The sequence below is a fragment of the Flavobacterium cupriresistens genome, from assembly GCF_020911925.1.
GTDB lineage: Bacteria > Bacteroidota > Bacteroidia > Flavobacteriales > Flavobacteriaceae > Flavobacterium > Flavobacterium cupriresistens.
Map to the genome: position 1 here is coordinate 4,144,531 of NZ_CP087134.1, position 25,902 is coordinate 4,170,432.

At 34.3% G+C, this 25,902-nt stretch carries 7 protein-coding genes; all 7 read right to left on the reverse strand.

What is annotated here, in order from left to right:
* Nucleotides 1-10 precede the first annotated feature (10 nt).
* Genes LNP23_RS17345 through LNP23_RS17375 form a run of 7 tightly spaced genes read right to left on the reverse strand, consistent with a single transcriptional unit; the run spans nt 11 to nt 25,901 of the window.
* Nucleotides 11-1,336, reverse strand: coding sequence for an NAD(P)/FAD-dependent oxidoreductase (locus tag LNP23_RS17345; protein WP_230002155.1), 1,326 nt, complete (start codon nt 1,334-1,336; stop codon nt 11-13).
* A 32-nt stretch (nt 1,337-1,368) separates the two neighbouring features.
* Complete coding sequence (gene fabD, locus LNP23_RS17350) at nt 1,369-3,654, reverse strand: ACP S-malonyltransferase (protein WP_230002156.1); 2,286 nt, start codon at nt 3,652-3,654, stop codon at nt 1,369-1,371.
* A 32-nt stretch (nt 3,655-3,686) separates the two neighbouring features.
* On the reverse strand, nt 3,687-4,997 hold the full coding sequence (locus tag LNP23_RS17355; RefSeq protein ID WP_230002157.1) for an NAD(P)/FAD-dependent oxidoreductase: 1,311 nt from the start codon (nt 4,995-4,997) through the stop codon (nt 3,687-3,689).
* A 54-nt stretch (nt 4,998-5,051) separates the two neighbouring features.
* A complete protein-coding gene (locus LNP23_RS17360) occupies nt 5,052-6,854 on the reverse strand; it encodes a cytochrome P450 (protein ID WP_230002158.1) in 1,803 nt (600 codons plus the stop codon).
* 22 nt (nt 6,855-6,876) lie between these two features.
* Complete coding sequence (locus tag LNP23_RS17365; RefSeq protein ID WP_131701552.1) at nt 6,877-7,212, reverse strand: hypothetical protein; 336 nt, start codon at nt 7,210-7,212, stop codon at nt 6,877-6,879.
* Nucleotides 7,213-7,241: 29 nt separating this feature from the next.
* Nucleotides 7,242-14,972, reverse strand: coding sequence for an SDR family NAD(P)-dependent oxidoreductase (locus tag LNP23_RS17370; protein WP_230002159.1), 7,731 nt, complete (start codon nt 14,970-14,972; stop codon nt 7,242-7,244).
* On the reverse strand, nt 14,973-25,901 hold the full coding sequence (locus LNP23_RS17375; RefSeq protein WP_230002160.1) for an SDR family NAD(P)-dependent oxidoreductase: 10,929 nt from the start codon (nt 25,899-25,901) through the stop codon (nt 14,973-14,975).
* Nucleotide 25,902: the final 1 nt, after the last annotated feature.

Consider the following 25,902-nt stretch of genomic DNA (forward strand, 5'->3'; position numbering starts at 1 on the left):
TTTATTTTAATTATAAATTTGTTTTAAATACTTTCCACATAATTTTGGGTCTAAATAGTGTTTTTCCTGATTTAAGATATCCCGCTACTTCTAATATTTCTTTAAATAATTCTGTGTCTTTATTGGCTGCTTTTTGCAAAGCTTTCATGTATCCATTAACCATTTTTAGTCCAACAGGTTTTTCTCCTTCTGTTTCAGGATATTTAAAATCTTCATAAGAGCCCGCAGTCCAAAAATCTTCTATTACGGCATTTACTTTTTTTATATGAGGCTTAAATACTTTATCATTTGCTGGAATAATTGTCAGTACTTCATCTAAAACTTTGGCCTGGCATATAGAGGATGCCATTCCTTGCGCATACATAGGGTTGAAGTTTGAAACTGCATCTCCTAAAACAACATAAGACCCCGGGAATTTTTTTAGTTTTTCATAATGTCTTCTTATACTATGTGGGCATTTAAATACTAGAAAATCTGTAAGTCTCTTAGCTTCTGATACAGTATCATATAATCCTGAAATAGGAAGTCCTTTTAAGAATTTTAATAATTCCTCATCATTTTGGGGTGGTTCAACTCCTCTCATTCCTATTAGCGTAAGTACCCATCTATTCTCTTCAATAGGCATAAGTACAGCTCCTAATTTTTCGTTTGGTGCATCCGGAGTGTAGCTAATTACTTCTGCTTTTTTTCCTTGAGGTATTTCTTTACGCTCCAATAATATTGTTACGTACATTATATCAATCTTGATCTTAGTTTCTTCCGGTGTCGCATATCCATGCTGCTCTAACCATTTATAAGCTCTGGTTCCTCTTCCTGATGCGTCTACTACAAAATCGGTATTTATAAGCTGTTTTTCTCCTGCTTTTTCTAATACTAAGGCGTAGACATTTTCATCTTTCATTTTCATTTCTAACGCTTTGGTTTCATCTAGAATCGTAATATTCCCGATGCTCAAAACATGCTTTTTTACATGATATTCCAGAAGTTCCCTTGTCATAGTAAGGGCTGTAATTCCTGTAACTCCTTTTTTCTTATATCCTCCGTAAGAATACCAATTATAATCATTACATACATCCAGTTCTAATGCCCCGGCTTCTATTAATTCTTTTTTTAGTGATGGAAAATAACCCAAGAGTATATTCATTGCCTGGGCTAATACCAAATGAATGTGCCTGGTTTGAGGTTGTCCTTTTCTCGTCTCTGGTTTATCATTTACTTTATCTTTTTCTATAATGGTTACATTTCTAAAATGTTTGCTTAGTACTCTTGCTGTAACTAAACCAGCCATACTCCCTCCGATTACTACTGCATGTTCTCTTTTGGTATTCATATTCATACTCTTACTATTTTACTGTTTTTACTTCGTAATTATACTTCGGCCAACGTGAATTTATTCTTCATTAGTTTTTCTGCAGCTTCCATAATTTTTATGCCAATTTCATCTACATGTCTATTTTGCCATACTTCTAATGGAGTTCCTTTTACCCATTGATTAAATGCTCCTAAAGCTGCTCCGCTTTGTATTTGAAAATTACCTTGTTCCTCTGTAATTCCATCCAATGCATATTGACTTGCCAGCCTTAGATAATACTTAAATAGGGTAGCCATCTTTTTCTTAGGTCTTTCTTCGATACTCTCTATTTGTGATATTTCACCTCTTTGTATAAACTCTTGCTTGATCGTTTTCCATACTTCAGGCAAAGTTTTCTTGAAGTATTTAAGCTCTAATTGCTCCCTTACATCATCAGGTATTGCCTCTAAACTATCATATCGTTGGTACAACTCGTAAAGTTTTTTGGCACGTGTTGCGAAGAGAACACCCTTCTTTAATACCTGAGCTTGTATACCGATCTCAAATAGTTCTTCGTCCGGGATGTAGGCTGTATCTTGTACATCACTATTTTGCAATAACTCTTTGGCTATAGGACTTAAACAAGATTCTACAGTACACTGATTAATTGAACCTGTAAGTACAAAATCGGCTTCCATGACAAAAGCACTAACAGCCGCTTCCGGTGTTCCTATTCCTCCGGAAATTCCCAGATGTATGGGTTCTTTATACTCATATTGCTGTTGTATTTGGTTGCGTAAACTTTTTATAGAAGGAAACAAAACAAATGCAGCACTTCTATGCGTAACGCCTCCCGGGTCTGCTTCAATACAGATATCACCACTTAAAGGAATTTCTCTTGCCATTTCTGCTTGATCTTGTGTTATCCATTCTTTGTCCAACAACCTTTTAATAAGTCTTTCAGGAACTGGTTTCATAAAACCTTCTGCTACTTCTGGTCGCGATATTTTGGCTATGATTTGGTTTTTACATTTTATACTCTGATCCTTTTTCCTTACTAATCCAACCGTCCTAAAATAGGCCAATGCCAGGGTGATTTGGCTAAATCCACCTGCTTCAATTATTGTAATCCCATTATCTAACAACTTATTAACTAATTCAATTTCTTTATTTGGTTCAAGAATATTGTGATATAAATTAACTCCAAAAGGTCTTTCTTTTGTTACTTGTTCCTGAAGCTTTTCTATATCATTATTAATTTCTTTTATGGTGCGCCCTTTGGTTCCCAAAAAACCTAACATCTGAGAATTCGCCATTTTTTTTACCATCTCTACAGAAGCTATTCCCATATGGAGACCTCCTGCTACATAGGCATAAGAAGTGTCGTATCTTTTACAAAATGTGCTACTTCCTAATGTATTTATTCTATGGTTGATGGTTGTTTCTGTTGCTTCTATTGTTTCTTTCTCTACTTGCTTTTCGCTATTAAAGATTCCCTTTCCTATCTTTATTTCTTCATAGATGGGCGTACAATTGTTCTGAATTTGCTCAACCATTTTGGTTAATCTATCTCCTCCTACTTCTTCATATTCTTTAACATTCTTCCCCATCAGATAACGGATAGAATCTACCCATTGCACCGAACTTGCTATTTGCTTACTCAGTAAATCTTTAATTTGATGCTGGTTATAACTTCTAGCCGTAACATTAGAAACTACCGGAACTTTGAGCTTATTGAATTCTAGTTTATGAATAAAATTATTAAACTCTTCTACTGCGCTTTGCATATATCTGGAGTGAAATGGTGCCGTAACCAGCAATTGAATAATTTTTATATTTTGTTGATCAAAATCTTTTACCAACTGATTGATTGCAGCTTCAGGACCAGATACTACTACTTGTGCTGGCGTATTGAAATTAGCAATATCTATAGCATGATGTCCTCCTTCTTCCAGTTTTTCTTTTAAAGCAATTTCATCTAATCCTAAAACAGCTGCCATAGCTCCCCCGGAAGCTTCTCCCATCAAAGCTCCTCTCTTTTGTACAATTCGTACTCCTGTTTCAAAATCAAATGCTCCTGCTGCCAATAAAGCATTATATTCGCCTAAACTATGACCGATAAAATAATTTGCTTGGGTTGAAGCAAATTGTTCCTCGTACTTTAATGCGTTAACAACAAACAAAGCAGGTTGGGTAAATTCTGTTTTGTTAAGTTCTTTTTTTGGATCTTTGAGACATAATTCTTCTAGGTCATATCCGAGGATATTTGAGGCTATTTCCATTTTGTCTTTATACTTCTCAAAAAGGTCCTTCCCCATTCCTTTGTATTGGGCTCCTTGTCCTGGAAACATTATTGCTTTCATTGGTTCTTCCTTGGTTTTAATTAATAAAAAAACTATTTACGCATATTAGCCGCGAATACTTTCCACATAAAAGGAGGAGAAAATAAATTCATTGCAGGTTTTATCATAACAGAAACCTTTACCAGCTCAGCATATACTGATGCATCCTTATTGGCTGCTTTATGAATTGCTACCATATATTTATTAACAAGGTTTAGTGCTTTAGGTTTTATACCTATAGTTTCCTCGTATCTGAAATTTTCATAGGCTGAGGCACTCCAACACTCATCTAAAACCTTAACTATTTTTTTAAAATAGATTGCAGACATATTTGCCGGATCATGTTTCTGTATTAGCTTCTCTAAAATTTCTACTTGCAAACAAGCTGAGGTTATACCTTGTCCGTGTGCCGGATTCAAATTACAAAACACATCACCTATCGGAAGGAATCCTTTAGGGAAATCAGCTAATTTTTCAAAATACCTCCTTAAACAATAAGGAACCTTGTAGGTTACAAAATCGCTCTCTTTATTGCATGCAGATAATACCTTATAAAATCTTTCATCCGGTAATTGTTTAAGGAATTCAAGTAAATCTTCATCAGTCGGAGGATCTTCTTTATGCCACCCCGCTACACAAACCAAGTTTTGATTATTTTCAATAGGTTGTATCACTACTCCTATTTTTTCGGGAGATGTTGGCGAGTACATCAGCATCTTTCCGTCCTGAAGTCCTCCTTTGGGGCTGTTGTATATTGCTGTTTTGTAGGTAATATTAACGACGGTTCTCTCCTCTTCTACTTTTGAGAAATTGTTATTCTCTAACCACTTAGGCGTTAAGGAACCTCTTCCGGTTGCATCAATAACCAAATCTGATTTTATTTCATATTCGTCAGTATCTATCCCTTTAACTTTCACGCCTTTAATTGTTCCGTTTTCTTCAATAAGATCAATATATTTGGTTTTATCTACTATTTGAACATTAGGTATTTTCTCTACCCTTTTTCGAAGTGTATAGTCAATTATTTTTCTGCTAGATAATAAGGTGTTTATACCTGTAATCTTGTTTTTTTTTACTCCTCCATAAGAATACCAGTAGGCACCATTTCCCAGATCTAACTCTACCGCGCCACTATCTTTTAGCTCTCCTGTAATCCCCTTAAAATAGTGCTCTAAGGTATTCAAGCCTCTAAGCAGCAACACATGAAACTGTCCTGCATGAGATTGTCCTTGCCGTACTTCTGGTTTATCTTCCAGTTTGTCTTTTTCGATGATGATTACTTTTTCATACTTTTTGCTGAGTACTTTTGAAACCAATAATCCAGAAATACCTCCTCCTAATATAATTGCCGTTTTATTATCCATTTTATAGTTTTTAAAAAATCTAAGGCTTTAGTTTATAATTCAAATGATTCGCTTTTATACCACCGCAACCGGCGCATTTATACGCCCTATTTTTATACTGAATTTACTCGGTCCCAGCGTTGTATTAAAATGGTCTTCTACCTTATTTTCTTTGTCTGATTTACTTATTTCATAATTTTTTAAAATCATACACAAAATGGTTTTCATTTCTACCATTGCCAATGATTTTCCCGGACATATCCTTTTTCCAAGTCCAAAAGGAATAAGATTACTTTGATTGGTATGAAATGTTATACTCTTACTTTCTACCCAACGCTCCGGGTCAAATGCTTCTCTCTTTAAAAAAGGGCAACTTTCCTGATCTCTGTAGTGCGATAACAGAAACACGTCTGTATCTTTTTGTATTTCATATTCTCCAATAATACAGTCTTCATTTGTAGTTAAGGCTATAACAGGAATTACTGGTTTTAACCTCATCACCTCATAAATAACTGCATTTACATATTCCAACTCATTGGAATCATCCATTACTTGCAAAAACTTCTCATCTCCTAAAACAAGTGTTATTTCTTCCCTCATTTTTTTCTGGACTTCCGGATAATCTGTGATGTAATGAAGTACCCATAATATGGTATTAGCAGTAGTATCTTCTCCTGCTACGAGCGTACCAAATATGCTCGGATAAATCTCTTCATCTGTCAGGTATACGCCTTGATCATCTGTTGCTTGTAGTAATGCCTCAATATAGTTTGTTGGGTTTTCTTTTAATTCCGGATTTAATCTGATCCTTTCTTTTGCTTCATTTATATACTTCCAAATACCTTCCTTTATTTCTTTTAGATCATTATCTAACTTATGATCTTTAGGTAGTTTAAAAAATTTCCAATATTGAAAAGGAACCACAATTCGAAATTGAATCATGTTCATTACTCTTTTGTAATTGTTCTGAATCTTACTTTCTTCATTTCCGACAGTTCCTATTTTCTGTCCAAATGCTAAATAAGATATAATATCAAAGGAGTAATTAAAAATGTCTTTGTGCACATCTATCTCTGAAGTTTTTTCTAATGTTCTCTCCCAGTGATTATAGAGATCTTCAGTAGTTTCTTTTATCGATGGATAAAACGATCGGAGTACTTTATTTGATAATGCCTGGGTTACGTATTTTCTACTTCTTTTCCACTCATCTCCTTCTGTTGAGAAAAGGTTATGAACATCCATCTCTTCTAATACTGGTCTGATATTTTTGAAACGTCTGTATTTATAAGGCCGCTGATTTAGAATTTCCTTGATAAAAGACGCTTCCGAAATTACTACTCCGTCTTCTCCATTAACATTAATCTTATAAAAAGACCCATATTGCTTTGCCCATTCTTCGTATTGTAAATGCACTTTTGTCATTTTGGAAAGAAAGCTTAATGAGTTTCCGAAAACAGGTATTGCTTTTGGACCCGGCAAATCTTTTAATGTTTTTATACGAATTTGTCTTTGCGCAGGCGCATTTTCCATCTCCCTTTTATGATCTAAAAGTTCGTTTTTATCAATAAAAATATCCCCATTAACGATTTCATAATAGAACGTTTTTAGGCTGCCTTTTGGATTACATTTATTTTCTCCTGACAGGGAATTAAATTTCCATTGATGTGCTGGACATACAATGTTTAGCTCTTCGTCAATTTCTCCGAAACTTAGAAGTTCTTTTTCGTGTGGACATAGTCCTTGAAATATTTTAATCCCGTCGTGATTATTAACCACTACAAGTTCTACATTTTCTTTATTAACACCAATCATTTTATTATCCTTTAATTCACTAATGTTTATTAGCCTAATTGGATAAAATTGTTTTTCAATTTCCATATTCTATAATTTAATAAATCGGTTAATAGTTTACTTTCTTTCCTTTTTCGTTTAACACCTTTATAGCAGATTTCCATGAAGGACTTTTTTCTGTTTCATAGGAAACATAGGCGCCATATACTGCTATTTTACCTATATCTTTCATCACATTTCTATGTTCTCCATTGTTTCTGAATTCTAACATATGTTCATGGTCTCTCCATAATGTCATTGTGTAGACTATCCTGAAAAGCTTTAGACTTCTATATTTTAAACACTTTACTTCTTTCATTTGTTTTTTCAGTCTGTATTCTACAGAGAATAGAGACATTGATTTTAATAGTGATGTGCTTTTAATTTTAGTTATAGATACTAGCATTGTTACGTTTTTTTTTATGTTATTTTATGCTATCTGGTTAAGGATACCTGTTCGTTTTTTTCTTTATAAAATGTTATTTCTTTAACCCATTTAGAACAATAAGGTTCTCGTATTATAGAAAAGTGATCTCCTTCTACCTCAATTACTTCTACCTCTTCAAAATATTGGCTCCACCCTAAATCGTATACTTCATTTGTAATTACTTTATCTTTTACTTTGGCCAGAGTAATAGGAACTTGGTGCTGAATATCCATTTCGTAGCTGCAACTCATAGATACATCAAAAACATCCCATAATTTGTCGAACATGTTTTGATTTACAGTCACACCATTTGTTGTAATGAAGTTGTATAGCAATTCTTTTCTATCAGCATTTTTTTCTTGTAGTATACTGTATACTTTACTTTTTAATGCTTCTATTTCTACTTTATCAAATATTTCCGGGAATAGATTAAGAAACAAAACCGTTTTCTCCATCTCGTTACTCGATAATGTATTAGGAAAACAATCTAACATGAATATTTGTTTCACTTCTATATCTAATAGCTGCAACTGTTTGACCATTTCATAACTAATTAATCCACCAAAACTATGAGTAACAAGATGTATCTCTGAATTTGGCGGGGTTATTTTGGCAATCTCCGCTACATTGTGAGCAGCCATTTTTGCTATACTGTCCAGTGGTTTTTTATTATCGAAAATACCCTGCATTGTGATTCCGTAACAATTCCCGTAGGTAGAGAACTGCTCTGCTACTTCATAATATCCATAGGCAATTCCCGGTACGCCCGGTATGATAAAAATAGAAGTCTTCTCGGGTGCTATCTTATGAAACTGAATTAAATAAGAGGATCCTTCTATAGTACTTTGTAATTTACTAACATCCAGCTGACTTAAACTATGCTCCTTAGTTTTTGCATTAGACAAATTGTTTTTATTAGCCGAATCTTCTTCTAAAAAGTCTTCCTTACTATCTTGATGTTTAGTATGAACCTCTAAATTGTATTCTTCTAATAGATGCTCAGCTAAACTTTCTATGGTCGTATTATTGTAGAATACTGATGGCAATAATGCAATTTCATAATAGGCATTCAACTCCGAATTTAATTCTGTTAATAAAATTGAATCTACTCCATATACCGCCAAGTCTTTGTCTCGATCTATTCTATCTTTATCTAATTTTAACAAATCTGCAATCAATAGGTGCAACTTATCCAGAAGCTTTTCTTTAATATTTTTACTGTTTTGTTCTACCAAATTCTCCACCTTTTTCTTTTCGACCAATCGGTTTGTAATGATGGTACTCATTCTTTTTGAATCTCCATAAGCCACTAATAGGTTTTGTGAAGCTGTAGCTAAAATGGTTTCAAACAGCTCTAATCCTGAATCAGTTGGCATTGGCTTCATTCCCCATTGTGTATCCAAATACCCTATTTGCTCCTCTTGCAATCTCATACCTCCATCTTGCCAGAACCCCCATCCAATACTATACGTTTTACCTTTTCTATTGCCTAGTAATCGTTCTTGTTCCCTGTATAGTGCATAATTATTAAGATAGGCATTGGCCGCAGTATAATCTGACTGCCCAATATTGCCTAGTTCGCTAACAATAGAAGAGAATAACATCATAAAATCTAACGGTTCATTTTTACATACTTCGTCTAAGTTTTTTACCCCTTCCATTTTTGGAGCAAAAACACTTTTTGCTTCTTCTTCTGTTTTTAATTGGATTAAACTATCTCTTGTAATTCCAGCTGTGTGAATGATTCCGTTTATCTGACCATACTCTTTTTTAATTTTAGAAACTGCATTTTGTACTTTTTGTCTGTTTATTATATCGCAAATCATATAGGTAGCATTAGGTAAACTCTCAACAAAATCTGTTTGACTTTTATTTAGCTTTTTGCGTCCTAAAAGAATGACTTTAGCTTTTTTATTGGTGATATATGTTGCAAAAATGCGTCCCAAGCTTCCCATTCCGCCAGTAATCACATAAAGTCCATTGCTTTTAATAGCTGTTTTTTCTTTAGAATTTGAAAGTCTGACTAATTCCAGTTGTTTAGAGTTTCTGTTTCCTTTAGCGTATTTAATTTCCTGATCAGTTGTTTCCAGTTCATTTCCAATTATTTTATAAAGGGCATCACTATTTGATGCAGTAAACGCAATAGCTACTCCAATCATTTTTGTCATGATTTTTGAGTTTTCTAATGATGCTGTTTTTAATAAAGCACTTAAAAACTCTATTTCTAACTGCTTATTAATCGGGTATACAAGGATAACTTCGACATTTTCTTTGCTTGTTATTACTTGCTTGATTATTGCTATAGTCTTCTCAAAATAAACTTCGGGAGACGCAGCCTCAATCATTTCTATATCCGCATTCAAAAATTCATTAAAATGTGGTACCATTTCCGGTACTGCTTCGCAGATTATTATTTTTCGCTTTACTTCAACATTCCTTTTACTGCTTATCGGGGTTTCTTTCCAAACAGCTTTATAAAGTTGTATTTCTTCAGTAGGTATTGTTTGAGGTGCAGTTTTTCTTTCCGGTAGAAATAATACATTCTGAAATGCAATTAATACTTCTCCATTCTGATTGCAAATATCTACATCATAATTAATGACTTCGTCTGATTTGTTGTTCTTACTTTTTCGTACATAAGACCATATATTCTCTTCCAATGGCTGGCAAATGTCTATTTGCTCTACGCTAAAAGGGAATAATAAACCTGTTACTTCTTTCTCCAGATTAATTCCTATACAAGTTTGTAAAGCACTATCCATTATTCCAGGAGTCAAAGCATATCCTTCTCCTTTTGGAAGTTCAATCTTAGAAATTGCTTCCGAAGAACTGAACCACAAGTGTTGTACTCCTCGAAAAGAAGCTCCTAGTTCTAATCCTATTTCTTGGTATTTTTCATAAAAAGTATCTCTCGAAATATTCTTGCTAAGGGATTTTTTAATCTTTTCTATATCGTGTTTTACAGGTGCCGAGGTTTCGGTTGAAGTTAACTCTCCTTGCCCATGAATTTGCTTTTCCTGACCTGAAACTCCTGCTGTTGCTATAGTACTATATATAACATACTGAAGGCTATCTCCTTGTTTTATAATTTCTGTTTCAATTTCTATCGTCTTATCTCGATGCCATATAGGTTGAAGCCATAACACATTTTTGAATTGCGTAATGCTTTTTTCTATACACTTTTCTCCAGCCGTTTTGGCTATCTCCAGATAGGCTACTCCCGGCAATATTTTTTCATTCCTAAAAATATGATCTCTGAAAAAATGTTCCTCTCCTAAATAAATACTATTAAATTTTTGATTTCCTTCAGCAACGTTTATCCTTTGGTGTAGCAACGGATGTAGCTTCTGTACTGCAGAATTCGATTCGATTATCGTATTAGATTTTAACCAATATCTTTCTTTTTCAAAAGCATATGTAGGTAAACTTATTCTTTGAGGCCGCTCTTTATTATTTCTGTATAATTTATTCCAATCGACAGTTACTCCCATTGCCCATAAATTTGCTAAAGACTGGTATTCATTATGTTCTGTTGCATACTTTATATAGGCTTCTCCTGCGCCGTTTGACAAAAAAGTTTTGAATTGCTCTTTTTCTTTTGCAGAAATTGCATTGGAGCTCACTAAGCCTTTATTATTTTTTAACTTACTTACAAAATCTGCTATAGAATCTGCTATAAATACGCTACGAAATTCCATTGGTTGGCGTCCTACTTGCCATGTATAAGCTACATCAGAAATAGAAATCCCCGGTTTTTGTTCCAGGTAATCAATCAGATTTATTATTTGACGTTCTAGCGCTTTCTCGCTTTTTGCAGATATTGGTATAACAAACTCTTTACTGGAACTATTTTTTTGATGTTTGTTTTCATACTCTTCTACAACTAAATGCGCATTTGTTCCGCTAAATCCAAAACTACTTACAGCTGCCCTCCTTGGTGTTCCTGCAGAAGAAGTCCAATCTTGTATCTTATCTGTTATATAAAAAGGGCTATTTTCTAAATTGATTAAACTATTTTTTGCTTCATAATTTATGGTTGGAGGTATTATTTTTTCCTGTAATGCCAATAGTACTTTTTGTACTCCTGCTACTCCTGCGGCATAAACTGTATGCCCTATATTCGTTTTTACACTCCCTAATCCGCAATAATTTGTATTAGTGGTTTGCTTTTTAAAAGCACGTGTTAATCCTTCAAATTCTATAGGATCGCCAAGAGCAGTTCCTGTGCCATGTGCCTCTACATAAGTGATACTCTCCGGATGAATATCATATTTTTGATATACTTCATTTTCTAACTCTTCCTGAGATTTCATACTTGGTGCCAAAATTCCATTAGTAGTTCCATCCTGATTGGTTTCTACTCCCTTGATTATACCATGAATATAATCACCATCTCTTTTTGCATCTTCTAATCTTTTGAGTACTAAAACGCCTACTCCTTCTCCTGGTACAAATCCGTTGGCACGATGATCAAAAGCATAACATTGACCGTCTTTACTTAGCATACCTGCCTTACTTGACAATTTGTAAAATCTGGGTGTTGTATTAATAAATACTCCACCGCTTAGTGCTATATCAACTTCTTTATAATACAAACTTTTACAGGCCATCTCTATTGCTACCAACGATGATGAACATGCTGTATCTATAGCAATTGCTGGTCCTTTAAGATTAAGAAAATAGGATATTCTTGAAGCTAAGATTGCGCTGCTGTTTCCCCAATAAATTGCTGCATTTTCCAGATTAGTTGTCTGTACATAATCTCCTTGCCCGGCTCCGACATATATTCCGCATTTTGCTCCATTTAGCTTATCTGTTACAATAGCGGCATCTTCAAAAGCTTTCCAGCAATGTTCTAAAAACAACCGTTGTTGCGGATCCATTCCTTCGGCTTCTTTACCTGATATTCTAAAAAACAAGGGATCAAATTTATCTATGTCTCTTAAAAAACTTCCCCATTTACTATAGGTTTTATTCGCTACTTCTTGATCTGCAGAGAAGTGTTCGTCAATATTCCATCGCTCATTTGGCACTTCTTCGATCAGACTTTCTCCTCCTTTTATTTTTTGCCAAAAATCATTTAAATCCTTTGCACTACCATATTGCCCACTCATTCCTACTATGGCAATATCCAATGCTTTGGTGTTTTGACTGGATTGTTTAATTTCTTTAAAACTACTTGATGGAATTTCTGTCTGCGTCGTTCTTACTGAATTGGCTTTGACAATCACTTTCCCAATATTATCTCTGTCCTCAAGTATTTTATAGGCTTTTTTATAGTCTTCAAAAGGAACTTCTGTACTGATCACTGATTTTAAAATCCCTTTTTCTATATATTGTTTACATTCTGCCCATAAACCTTCAATGTATTCCCGATCTTCGCCTATCAGTTTTCTTAGATCAACGGCTATAAAGGTTTGATTGTTTGAAAATTTACTCAAATCAATATGATTTGCCGATTTTAAAGCCGTCATTGATAACTCAATATATTGCCCTCTTTTTCCTAAACAGTTGATTCCTTTTTGAATATTTTCGCCCGAAAGGGTATTTACAACGACTGTAACTCCTTGCCCATTCGTTATTCTATTTACGGCTTCTTCAAAATCTTGTTCTCGATAATTAATCGCATGCGTTACGCCTATTTCCCTTAAATACTCAATTTTATGAGTACTCCCCGCTGTAGCAATAACCTTTAATTCTAAATGCTTGGCTAATTGTATAGCAATATGCCCAATACCACCAGTGGCGGTTTGAACCAAAATATAATCTCCTTTTTTAACGTGTACTCTTCTAAAAGCTTCAACCATTGTCATTGCTACCGTAGGAATAGCACATGCTTCTTCAAAGGATTGATTTTCCGGTATAGGTAGCAATTGTAATTCATTAGCAACACAATGTGTACTATGCAATCCGTAGCTGCCATCTGTCATTACTATTACTCTATCTCCAATGCTGAAATTGATTACTTTATCTCCTCTTTCTATAATAATTCCCGAAGCCTCAAAACCTGGAGAAAAAGGATATGGAGGCATTGTAGGATATAATCCTTTCACACAAAGTAAATCCCCAAAATTGAGCGAAAAATGAGAAATCTCAACCAAAACCTCCTCTTGTTGTATTGCAGGTAAATCAAAATTCACAATACTAATATCATCTATTGTAGCAGGTTTTTCCAGCCATAATCGCTGTGCTTGGCCTTTTTCTTTATTGACAGAAAATGGTGTCTCTTCCTTTTTTACCGTTTCTAATTGTTGGCTTAGAACTTCCTTTTCTGGTTTAATTTCGTTTTCTGATACTGTTGGCTGTATCGTAAAAGCCGAACTATGTTCTTCTGCCAAATATTTAGCGAATTCTTTTATGGTAGGATAATCAAATAAAATCGTAGTTGGAATTGCATTTGTTAATGTCTCATTTATTTCCTTTATTAATTCTAAACCTATAATTGAATCTACTCCATAATCCGACATTGGTGTTATCTCGTCAAACTCCGAAATCTCCATTTTTAGCACTAAGGCTAATTTATTCTTTATAAAATTTGCGATCTCCTTACTGTCTACAGCTTGTGCGATCCCCACCGCTTTTTGAGATACTATTTCTTTCTTATCGGGTTTAGTATCTTTTAAACTTTGCTCGACTTTAGCATCTTCGTCAGCCAAAATAATTTCTCCATCACTTTGAGATATTATAATTTGCTGAAACAATTCTTCGTCTTCCGGGTAGCTCATTGTATTGACAAATCCTGTATCGGTTAATACTTTTTGCCATCCTTTTGGAGATAGACCGGGACTTCCTCCCAACCTAACTTCTGCATCTTCATACAACCACCAGCCATCGAGTAATCCAAATGTGAGGGTAGCATATATATCGTTTTGTGCTATTTCGTTTAATACCAACACTCCGTTTCTCTTGAGTACTCCTTTGATATTTTGAAGACTCTTTCTAATATTTTTTGTTGCATGTACTACATTTGCCCCAATTACCATATCAAAACTTCCCAAGGCTAGCTCCTGATTTTCCGGTGACCTTTCGATATTAAAAAGTTTCGTTTCTAAATAAGGTGCAATTGCCTTGTAATGCTTCTCTGCATGAAACAGAAAACTTTTAGACAAATCTGTATATACATAGCTTATCTTGTCTTTGTATGCACTTAATACCTGAAACAATAAGTTACTTGTTCCTCCTGTACCTGCTCCAACTTCCAGAATGGTAAACTTTTCTCCTTCTCCTAAGTTTTCGATATTATCTGCTACAATATTTTCTACTACCTGGCACAATATATCATTGAAATAATCTGCTTGTTCATTGCCCTTATAAACTCCAGAAACAAGCTCCATACTTCCATCTGGAAACATTACATCTGTTGCATTTATTTTTCCTTGAAATATAGACTGTAACCCATCTAAACATCCTTGTAATAATTTAGCATGACCTGCCATCTCCGGCATTTCTGCAAAGATATTTTGCAATGTTACTTGTCTGTCAAAATCTTTTAATTCCTCCTGAGCTCTTGTAGTAAGGGTAAATACCGCTTCATTTTCCTGAAGATAATCACAGCTTTTTAAACTACGAATACATTCTTCCAGCAAACGGGTATGTTTGTCAACAATTTTTAATTCTATTTTTAACAGATCTATATCATTAGCTATGCCACTTCTAAACCCCATATTTATCAAAATACTGAGTAATGAGTTATGACATATTCTTTGCATCTCTATGGCATTATTTTTTATGGTAGTCATTTAATTTAAGATTTGTTTTGGAGAAGTTATTTTTATCCTTTTAAGTTCTATTGTCGCCTCTTTTGGAGGTAGAATTTTTCTCTTTTTTAATTGAAAAATGTTCATTCTCTTAATTACAGCATCATTTAAAAATTTCATTACGAAAAGTTGGCCTTTTTTTTGTGCAAAAACTTTTTCTAACGATTGCATTCCCTCCTCTTCAGTAATACTTCCTATCCCCATTTGTTGCATGCGTTGTTCATAGTCTTTAGAAGAAACAATACCTGTATTCCCCCAATATCCCCAATGGATTACATAGGTTGGAATTCCTGATTTTTGCTGTACTTGTTTTGCTAAACTATCTTTATAAGTGCATCCTGCCGAGTAATTAGATTGACCGGCAGCTCTGAAGAAACTTTGAGCTGAAGAATAAAAACAAATAAAGTCCAGTTCTTCCTGACTAAAAGCTTCTATAAAATATTGACTTCCAACTGATTTTGGATAGAATGATTTTGTAAAATCTTCTTCACTCATATTGGCTACTATCTTATCATTAAGTACAATAGCGGAGTGAAAAATTCCATTGATTTCATCGGATGTAAGTTTGATTTGCGTATAGGCCGATTGCATACTTAACCTATTGTCTGCATCGCATTGAATATAAGTTGGGTATACTCCATATTGCCCTATTTCTTCAATTGCTGCTGTAATAGCTGCATCTTGTTCTCTTCTTCCTAACCAATACACTTTGGCTTGGTACTCTTTTACCAGGTATGAAGTGGTTACTTTTCCCAAACCACCGGCTCCTCCTAAAATCACATATACGCCGCCTTTTCTAAGTTTAGAATATTGTTTTTCTATCTTATCTTCTACTGGTATGAGTATATTTTGATATAAATCGAGATTTCTGATTGCTAAGGATTCTCCCATTTTAGAATAGGGTGTATCAAGAATGCGCATCATATCATTAGGATGCGAAACATCTACACTTTTAAAACTCCAATTCATTTCTTCCTTTACTAAAGAACCAACTAATCCAAGAATACCGGCACCTTTTTCTGTAACAATATCAGAAAAGGTTACTTTTTGTGTTTGCTTAGTTACAAATACAACCTCTAGCTTTTCAGCACTTCTTTTTTGTAATGCCTTAATATTCTTGAAGACGTTTACTTCTATTTTATCAATCTGCTCAAGCACCTCATTTTTATCATCGGCATCCCATATCCCTTGCAGGAAATAAACAGATTTAATGTCTTGCGGAACATCAGTTGCATTTTTATACCAATTTACACTTCCGCCATTGGTTTGTATTTCTTTTTCTAATGCTGCCGTATATTCGTTTTTGGCTCCTATAAAAGCATTCTTTTTATGCGGAACTATCGCCGATTTTTCAAAAGATATTTCCTCCCATATCGATTCATAATAAATTCCAATAGACTCCTCTTTATTTTCTTGAGTTGTTTTTGTTTCTGGACTTAATGGAATCGATACAAAATCTCTCATTCCGATCAATACATTCCCATCTTGATCCAGTATTTGCATGGAATATTTGTGTACTCTACTTTTTTCTTTATTTTTTTGTACATAACACCAAGAAGCTCTTGATAAATCTTTAGAATAGATGTCTACCGCCTGAAGACTGTATGGCAATTGTAAGCCTCCTTGTTTGTTATTAAAATCTACCCCTATGGTTGCTTGTAATGCTGCATCTATAACACCCGGATTTAAGATAACTCCTTCCCATGCCGGTAAATCAATACTAACTAATGATTCATTTTCATTGAAATACATTTTTTTGATCCCTTGAAAACTATCACCATATTCTAAGCCTACCGTTTTAAAAGCTTCATAACATGCTTCGCCTTCTTTCTCGCCTTGCATACGCTCTTTTAAAACCGAAATATCATATCGCGAGCCTTGTTTTAAATCTTCTCTGCCTAATTTTATCTCCACATGCGTTATACTTTTTCCTTCTTCTTTACTCGATATTTGAACTAAAATCTCGTTTTTATCTTTTGTTACAAGAGTGATTACTTCTGTACTTTTATCCTCCACTTTTAACGGTTTCAACCAAGTAATCTCTTTGAGCTGTAATACCTCTTGATGTGTTACTTCTTCTAAAGCTTTTCTGGCCAGTTCTATATAAGCAACTCCCGGAAATAGTTTTTCAGAATTTACTAAATGGTCTTTTAAGAAGGTTTCATTTCCTGAAAAATCACTATGAAATTTAATTCCGTCCAAATCAGATTTGTTTATATGAAGCATCGGATGTAAATCATCCACTCCATTTAATGTTACTCCATTTTCATTTGTTTTATCAGTTTTAGAGAACCAACAATATTTTTTTTCAAAAGGATAGGTAGGCAAACTTACCTTTTGCGGTAATTGCTTTTTATTGTAGTAGGCAGACCACTCTATATTTCTTCCCAAAGACCATAATTCTAATATTCTTGCATCTCTATTTTTCCATAAACTTTTGATTTCTGTAGCTGTTACATCTTCCATTGTTGAAGCTTCCGGGTCTGTAATCCTGCAATAATAATCTAATAAAACTCCGTCTAGATAGGCGTTTAACTGAGCTGTAGCTTCCTCTGTAGTTGTAGCATAAAAAGCGAGTCGGTGTGACATTGCTTCTCTTCCTACTTGTAAGGTATATGCCACTTCTTCCGGCAAAAGTTTTTCTTGATTTTTTATAAAATGCAATAACTTCTCTGCATATTCCCTGAGCTGTTTTTCTGATTTTGCAGATAGGACCCATATGGGTATTGGTTGGTCATAATTTTGTTGCTTCTCTTGCTTATTATATTCTTCAATAATCAAATGAGCATTACTACCACCTGCACCAAAACTACTAATACCTGCTATTCTTGCTTTTCCGTCCGTGTTCCATGGTTCTAATGTTTTTTGTACTCTAAATGGAGTATCATTAAAATTAATATTAGGGTTTTGTTTCTCGGCATGAATAGAGGGCACTAATTGCTGATTCTTCAATTGCAACAGCACTTTTGTTATTCCAGATATTCCCGCTGCAGATTCACAGTGTCCTATATTAGATTTTACAGAGCCTATCTTACAGATATAATCTTCCTCTTCTACCTGAAATGCTTTTTTCAGACTCGCAACTTCTATCGGATCTCCCAAACTTGTTCCTGTACCATGTGCTTCGATATAGGAGATTTGATCTGCTTTGAGGTTTGCTTTTTCCATGGCTCTTTTAATTACCGAAGTTTGAGCTTTAGGATTCGGTACTGTATATCCATTCGTTTTCCCTCCATGATTTAAAGATGCTCCTCTGATAACTCCATAAATGTGATCTCCATCACGTTCCGCATCTGATAATTTCTTTAGCAAGACAGCTCCAACTCCTTCAGACGGAACATATCCGTCTCCTCCTTCTCCAAAACTTTTACAACGCCCTGTACTTGATGCAAATCCTGCTTTACTTAAAAGCAAATATTTATTAGGATGAATGCTTACGTTTACTCCCCCTGCAATTGCTGCCTTACAATCACCATTCATAATGCTTTGGCATGCAAGTTCTACTGCAGTTATTGAGGACGAGCACATCGTATCTAAAGCCATACTTGGCCCATGAAAATTAAAGAAATAGGAAACTCGATTTGCTATACTACTTGGGTTACCCACAAGATGAATCTGATTGCCTTTATGCTGTTCTTCTATACCATATAATTGATATTCTTCATACATAACTCCCACAAAAACACCTACATTGCCAGTCATTTCATTTGTTTGGGTGGACCGTCCTAATTGTTCTCTAGTATAACCAGCATCTTCTATAGTTTCCCATGCCGTTTGTAAAAACAATCGTTCTTGAGGCTCCATTATTTCAGCTTCACGAGGGGATATCTTAAAAAATAACGGGTCAAACTTGTTTACGTCTTCTATAAAACCTCCCCATTTACTATAACTTGTACCTGATTTACCTTTTTCTTCATCATAAAAACTGGTCATATCCCATCGATCACTTGGTATTTCGGTAATACTGTCTTTTCCTTGTTTTAGATTTTCCCAAAACTCTTGTACATTATTTGCACCAGGATACTTTCCTGCTAAACCTATAATCGCTATTTTTTCTTCATTGTCCGCATTTCTGACCGCTGAAAAGTCATCTTGAGATTTTGGATTATCTTCTATTACAGATTGGTCTGAATCTTGATTTCTCTCTTCAATACCTTCACTTACAAATGTTTCATTATGTGCTTCTTCAGGAGATACTGGATCTTCATTTTTTAACAACAATTCTTGTATCGCTTCTTGTTGATTTTCCAGAAAATAACCAATCAATTCTTGAAGTGATTGGTATTCAAAAAATAAGGTTCTTGGAATATCATTAAAAACCGCATCAAATGTGTTTGTTAACTTCGTGATACTAATGGAATCTATTCCGAAATCTTCAAAATATTTATGGGCTTCAAATCGCTCTTTGGGCAACTTAAATTCTGTTGATAAAAGATCTATTAGATAAGATGTAATAAATACTTTTAACTCCTCTTGCTTGTATTCTTTGATTTTCTTCTCATTAACTTCCTTTACAACCTCCTTATTACCCTGTTTTTGTATTTCAATTCTTTCTAATAAACCATATACCGGTATTACCTGGCTCTGTTCACCAGATAATATAAAATCAAAACTATTTGTACCTACCTCATTAGGCATTGGTAGCATACCTGTCTGATTTTTTATATATTGTTTTTGTTCTTCGGACATTTTCATTCCTCCATTTTCCCATAGCGGCCAATTGATACTTATACTTTTACCAAATCTTGTCTTTTGCTCGTATTTTGTTCTTCTATCAGTCATAAAATTGTCCATAAAAGCATTGGCAGAAGCGTAATCACTTTGCCCCTGATTTCCCTTTACTGCCGCTACAGCAGAAAAACTTACAAAAAAATCTAACTTTTCATTTTTAGTAACTTCATCTAAAAATAGGATCCCATCGATTTTAGGTTTTAACACTTCCTCTGCCTCTTCTGCACTTTTATGAATTATCAAACTATCTTTAATAATTCCCGCACTATGTATAATTCCATCTATAGTACCAAATTGTTGTTTTATTTTTTGAAACTGTAGTGTTACAGCTTCTTTATCAGCGATATCACAAGAATTATATAGCACATTAGAATAGGAGTTTACAATTTTATTATAAGCATCGTTACTACTACTTCTGCCGGTAAGAATTACTTTCGTATCCTTAGTTTTTAAAATATGCTCCAAGAATATTTGTCCTAAACCACCCATTCCTCCAGTTATCCAATACACTCCTCCCTCCTTGATTTTTATCTCCGGAGTTTGTTTTTGCGGCGTTAAAACCTCTAGAATTCTTTCTTCTCGCTGTCCGTTTATATACCGAACCTCCGGGGCTTCTAACTTACTTTCTGATGCTACAATTTCAAGAATCTCTTCTATACTCTTTTTAGATTCATTATCCAGAACTATTACTTTTCCCAATATTTTTGAATACTCTAATTGAGCAGATTGAAGTAATGCTGCCAAATGGCCGTATTGCTTATAGCTATTGTTTTCTATGACGATAGTAAGCTCAACTTCTTCCTTTACTTCTACAATTTGTTTGAGTTTCTTAAAGATAACCTGAAACCCATCCGTTGGATCTTCACTATCTTCCAGTAACCTAACCTCCGGACTATTGTTCTTTATTTTTTCTTTTATTGTACGCTCAAATCCTGCCAAATAAACCAATTGTTTATTTTCTTTACGCTTACTTATTTGCGGGGCAACATTTTTCCATACCGCATTAAAATATCGAATTCCTTCTTTCTTATCTTCTTCACTTTCCTTTTTATCTGCAAGAATATTTTCTAATGGCAATAGCGTAAATTCGTCTAACTTTAAGATAATTTCTCCCACGCTATTCACTAAAATCATATTGTATTTTCGAATACCGGATGTGCTGGATTTTGTTGCAACCTGCTCCACTAAACACCAAGCTTTAAGAGGTACTTCTTTATAGATACTAACCCTCTGTATGCTATATGGAACATAAACTGTATTTGTTTTTCCTTCTAATGAAAGCCCTATTGTACATTGAAATATACTATCTAATAGGCCCGGTTCTAAAACAAATTGATCCTGTTTTTTGAATGTCAATTCAACAACTGCTTTATCCTGAGAATAGCTGATATTTTCAATTCCTTGAAAGTTTCTTCCATAATCAAATCCCAGATCACTAAAATGTTCGTAAACTTCTTTTTTGCTTTTAATTTGTGGCAAACCGGCTATTATTTCAGCTACATCTAATTGCTTTGAAGGTGTAGTATTAGCAGATTGTTTTCGCAGTTTACCTGAGCTATGTATGCTTTTTTTCTCTTTATGAATTGAATATATTTGATATTGATATTCTGAACTTGTAATTTCTGAGATCACCGTATTAAGCTCCATCCCTTTATCTTTATTTCTTAAAGGTTCTTGCCACGTAATATCATATAACTCATTTATCATATCATTCGCACTGATTTTTCCGGCTTGCAGTGCCATTTCTATATAGGCAGCTCCGGGAAATAAACCAGAACCGTTAACGATGTGCTCTTTTATAAAATACTCATCACCACTAAAATTACTTTCAAATTTCTGTTCCTTAATAGTCGAACTATTTTGATGAAGTAAGGGATGTATTTTTGAAGTTTTTTCTGTCTGTTTTTCTATTTCTTCAATCCAGTAACGATCTCTCTCGAATGGATATGATGGGATTTTAATTTTCTTTATTTTTTGATTGTAAAATAACTCCCAATCAATTCTTACTCCTTGTGTCCATAATTCAGCTACAGTTTCTAATTCAGCGTGTTTAATTGCACTTTCTACAAATGCTTTCCCAGAAATACCTTTTATAGTCGTATTCTCCTGAACTCTTATATTATTTGTATAATAATTTAAGGCTCCGGATTTCTCACCCTCTGGATTTAAAAAGTTTTTCAACTTCATAATTAATTCATCATGATCCTGCGCAACACATGCAAAGCGCTCTTCCATTGCTGTACGTCCAACCTGAAATGTAAATGCTAAAGAATTTAATGATACATTGGAGTTATCTTGAACAAACAATACTACTTTTTTACAATATCTCTCCAGACTATTTCTGTCTTTTGCAGATAGTACAAGGATTACTTTGCCATTAATTTCTTGTTCTTTTTCTGAAACGGCAGGAATGTATTCTTCAATAATTGCGTGTGCATTAGTGCCACTAAATCCAAAACTGCTAATAGCCGCTCTTCTTTTACCACCTATGTAGTTATCCCAAGATTTAAGGGCTGTATTTACATAAAAAGGACTGTTCTCAAAATCGATAAATTCATTATTTCTTTGATAATTCAAAGAAGGCGGAATTTGTTTATGTTGCATTGACAAAATCACTTTTTGCAATCCTGCTAATCCTGCTGCATGGAGTGTATGCCCAATATTGGTCTTTACGCTCCCAATACCACAGTAATTCCTTTTTTGTGTTTTGGATCTAAAAGCTTTAGTAAGAGCTTCAACCTCTATGGGATCTCCTAATTTAGTTCCTGTACCATGTGCTTCTACATAACTTATCGTTTCCGGATTTATCTGAAATTTTTCATACACTTGTTTTTCTAAAGCTTCTTGTGATGGTGCACTTGGTGCCAAAATGCCGTTGGTTGCTCCATCTTGATTCGTTAGAATTCCCTTAATCACTGCATGAATACTATCTCCATCTCTTAGCGCGTCTTTTAAGCGTTTAACTACCACTATGCCTACACCTTCACCCGGTACAAATCCATTTGCTCTATGATCAAATGTAAAACACTGCCCATTCTCGCTTAACATTGAAGCTTTACTTGCCATTTTATGAAATAGTGGCGTGGCTGCGAGACTTACGCCTCCACAAATCCCCATATCAATATGGCCGGATTGCAGGTTTCTACAAGCTGCTTCTAATGCTACTAATGATGACGAACACGCTGAATCAATTGCTAAGGCAGGTCCTCTTAGGTTTAGATAATAAGAAATTCTGGCTGCAAGAATTGAATTATCCATACCCCAAAAAACAGACACGTGCTTGTTTTTAGGATTCTGAATATAATCGCTATTACCTACTCCAGCATAAACTCCCACTTGCTTACCGTCTAAATGGTCTTGAGTTAAATTTGCGTCTTCTAATGCATGCCAACAATGTTCTAAGAACAAGCGCTGTTGCGGATCCATATTTTCAGCTTCTATGCCTGATATTTTAAAAAACCCAGCATCAAACTTGTCTATATTATCCATAAAACCACCCCATTTACTATAGGTTTTATCTTCTTCACCTTTAATAGGGCTGTAATGAAGTGTGCTATCCCATCTTTCTATTGGAGTTTCTCTTATCAAATTTTCTCCTCCTTTTAGAGCTTCCCAATATTCTTCCAGATTTGATGTTCCTGCATAAGCTCCACTCATACCAACAATTGCTATATCGTCTGTATCTTTTTGTTCCTCTTGTGGTAGATATTTTATATTCTCTTCCTCTTTAAGGACTGGTATATTTACATTCTTGTCTTTTATAATCTTATGTTTCCAACCCTCTTTATTTTCGATAATATATTGTACTAAAGATCGAATACTAGGATAATTAAATAAATCCGTTGGTTGAATATCGATACTCAGTTCTTTATTTATGTAGTCACTAAGTTGATTACTCAGAATAGAATCATAACCCATTGCCGCGAATGGTTCGTCTAAATCAAACTCTTCCTGAGGAAGCTTGATTAAAGACGCTGCTATTTTTTGTACTTTGTCTAATACAATATTTTGATGTTCTTCTGTATCTGCAGTCTCTAACTCAAATTGATTTATCAGGGTTTTCTCTTCGGTAATTTTATTTACTGAACAGGCTTTTTTTATTCTCGAGGCTAAACTTTTTGCAATCGGTTTTTTAGAAAACTTAACTGCATATATTTCCTTTAGTTCGCCATCCAGAATTTTCTCTAAGGCGGCCATTCCCTCTTTTGCTTCAATGCTCCCTATCCCCATTTGATCCATTCGATCTGCATATTTGGAGTCTGAAGCCACACCAATATGCCCCCAATACCCCCAATTAATTGTATATGCAGGTATCTTATATTTTTGCTCAACTACTTTTGCTAAGGTATTTTTATAAGTACAACCTGCTGCATAATTGGCTTGTCCGGGACCATTAAAAAACCCTTGAATAGAGGAATAGAAACACATAAAATCCAACAACTCATTCCCGCATACCTGAACTAAATTTTGAACTGCTGTTGATTTTGGAGCAAAGGCTTTGGTAAAGTCAGAAAAACTCATCGCATAAAATGGTTTATCTTCTAACACTAAAGCTGAATGAATGACACCATTTATAACTTCTCCACCAGATTTTATTTGCTCAAAAGCCGCTCTTATATCTTCTACTTTATTTGCATCGCATTGTATATAAACGGGTTTCCTTTCATAGCCTGAAAACTGCTCTATACCAGCTTCTACTGTTTGGTCTGATGCTCTTCTTCCTAACCAATATACTTTGGCATTATATTTATTAATCAGGTACTCTGTAGTGATTTTACCTAAACCACCAGCTCCTCCAAGAATTACATAAGTTCCATTTTTTCTAATTCTGTTAGAATAAGATACTGTTGGTAATGTGGCTATTGGACTTAATAATTTTTTATAAAAACTTCCGTTTCTATAAGCCACTAAAGTCTCACTCGTTTGTACTATTTTAGTAGCTAATTCTTCAAAATCTATGGGTTCATTCTCATTGATATCAACTACTCTAAAATTCCAAGTAGGCATTTCTGCTGCTACTGTCCCAACTAAACCGAAGATTCCGGCTCCTTTTTCCTGAACTGTATCGGTAGAGAAAACCTGCTGTGTTTGGTTTAGAATAATGTGAATCTGAAAATTATTATTTTTTAATTCTACTAGTTTTTTTAAACAGGTAAAAACAAACTCTTCTTCTTTTCCATAAGATCCATTTTCACTGTCCTGGGCTACCAAAGAACGGTTTGGAAATATAAAGACGTAATCAAAAGATTCATCGATATCATCCATAGCTGAAACATGAATAACTTCTGCATTTTGTTTTGTTAAGGCCTTTTTAAAGTCAAAAAGCAAATCCGTATCATCACCCAAACATAAAATTTTCTTTTTCTGAAAAGGATTTTTTTCCTGAGTTATCTCTTTAGTCTCTTCCCATTTTTCTTCAAAATATTGCAATTCTAAAGCACTATCACCCGGAAGCAATTTCACTCCTTCAAATACAAAAAGAATCTCCCCTTCAGCGCTAAGTAAATTAACCGTAAAAGAATCCTCTTTACTTTCTTCTTTAATTGCCTGGCACCAATGCGTATTCGTAATATCGCCATACATATACATTGCCTCAATGCTTTCTATCCTTGAAATATTCTCCTTTTGTCCATTTAAGGTCTGAAAAGCGCTTTCTACTATATTTAAGGGCAACACATACGGCTCTTCTTCCTTTTTAGGAATAACTCTGGACCAAACTTGATTTTGAATTTGAAATACAGAATGAATACTCTGCAATTCATTTGTATATTCTGCTAAATTCTTCCCTAATTTTTTATAGAACGCTTCTTTGTATAACTCTGGTGTTATGCCTATTAAGTGCTCTAACTCAATCTTTGCAGGTGTTTTTTCAGATACCTTTAATAAATCTCCTTGTGCATATATTGTTTTATGAAAATCATCATTATCCTGATAGAATTCAAACGAAAATCCTTCATTTTGTTCCTTAAATTCAATATGAAGTACTAGTGGTTCATTTTCTATTACTATAGGCTGATTCCATTTAAAGTTTCGTATGGCATTAATTTCTCCATTATTTACTTTACTCCCTGCTACTCTTATCATTTCGATATAAGCTGATAATGGTAATGTTTTCTTTCCGTTGACTTTAAAATATTGAAAGAATGATTCTTTTCCTGTATATATAATCTTGAATTTCATG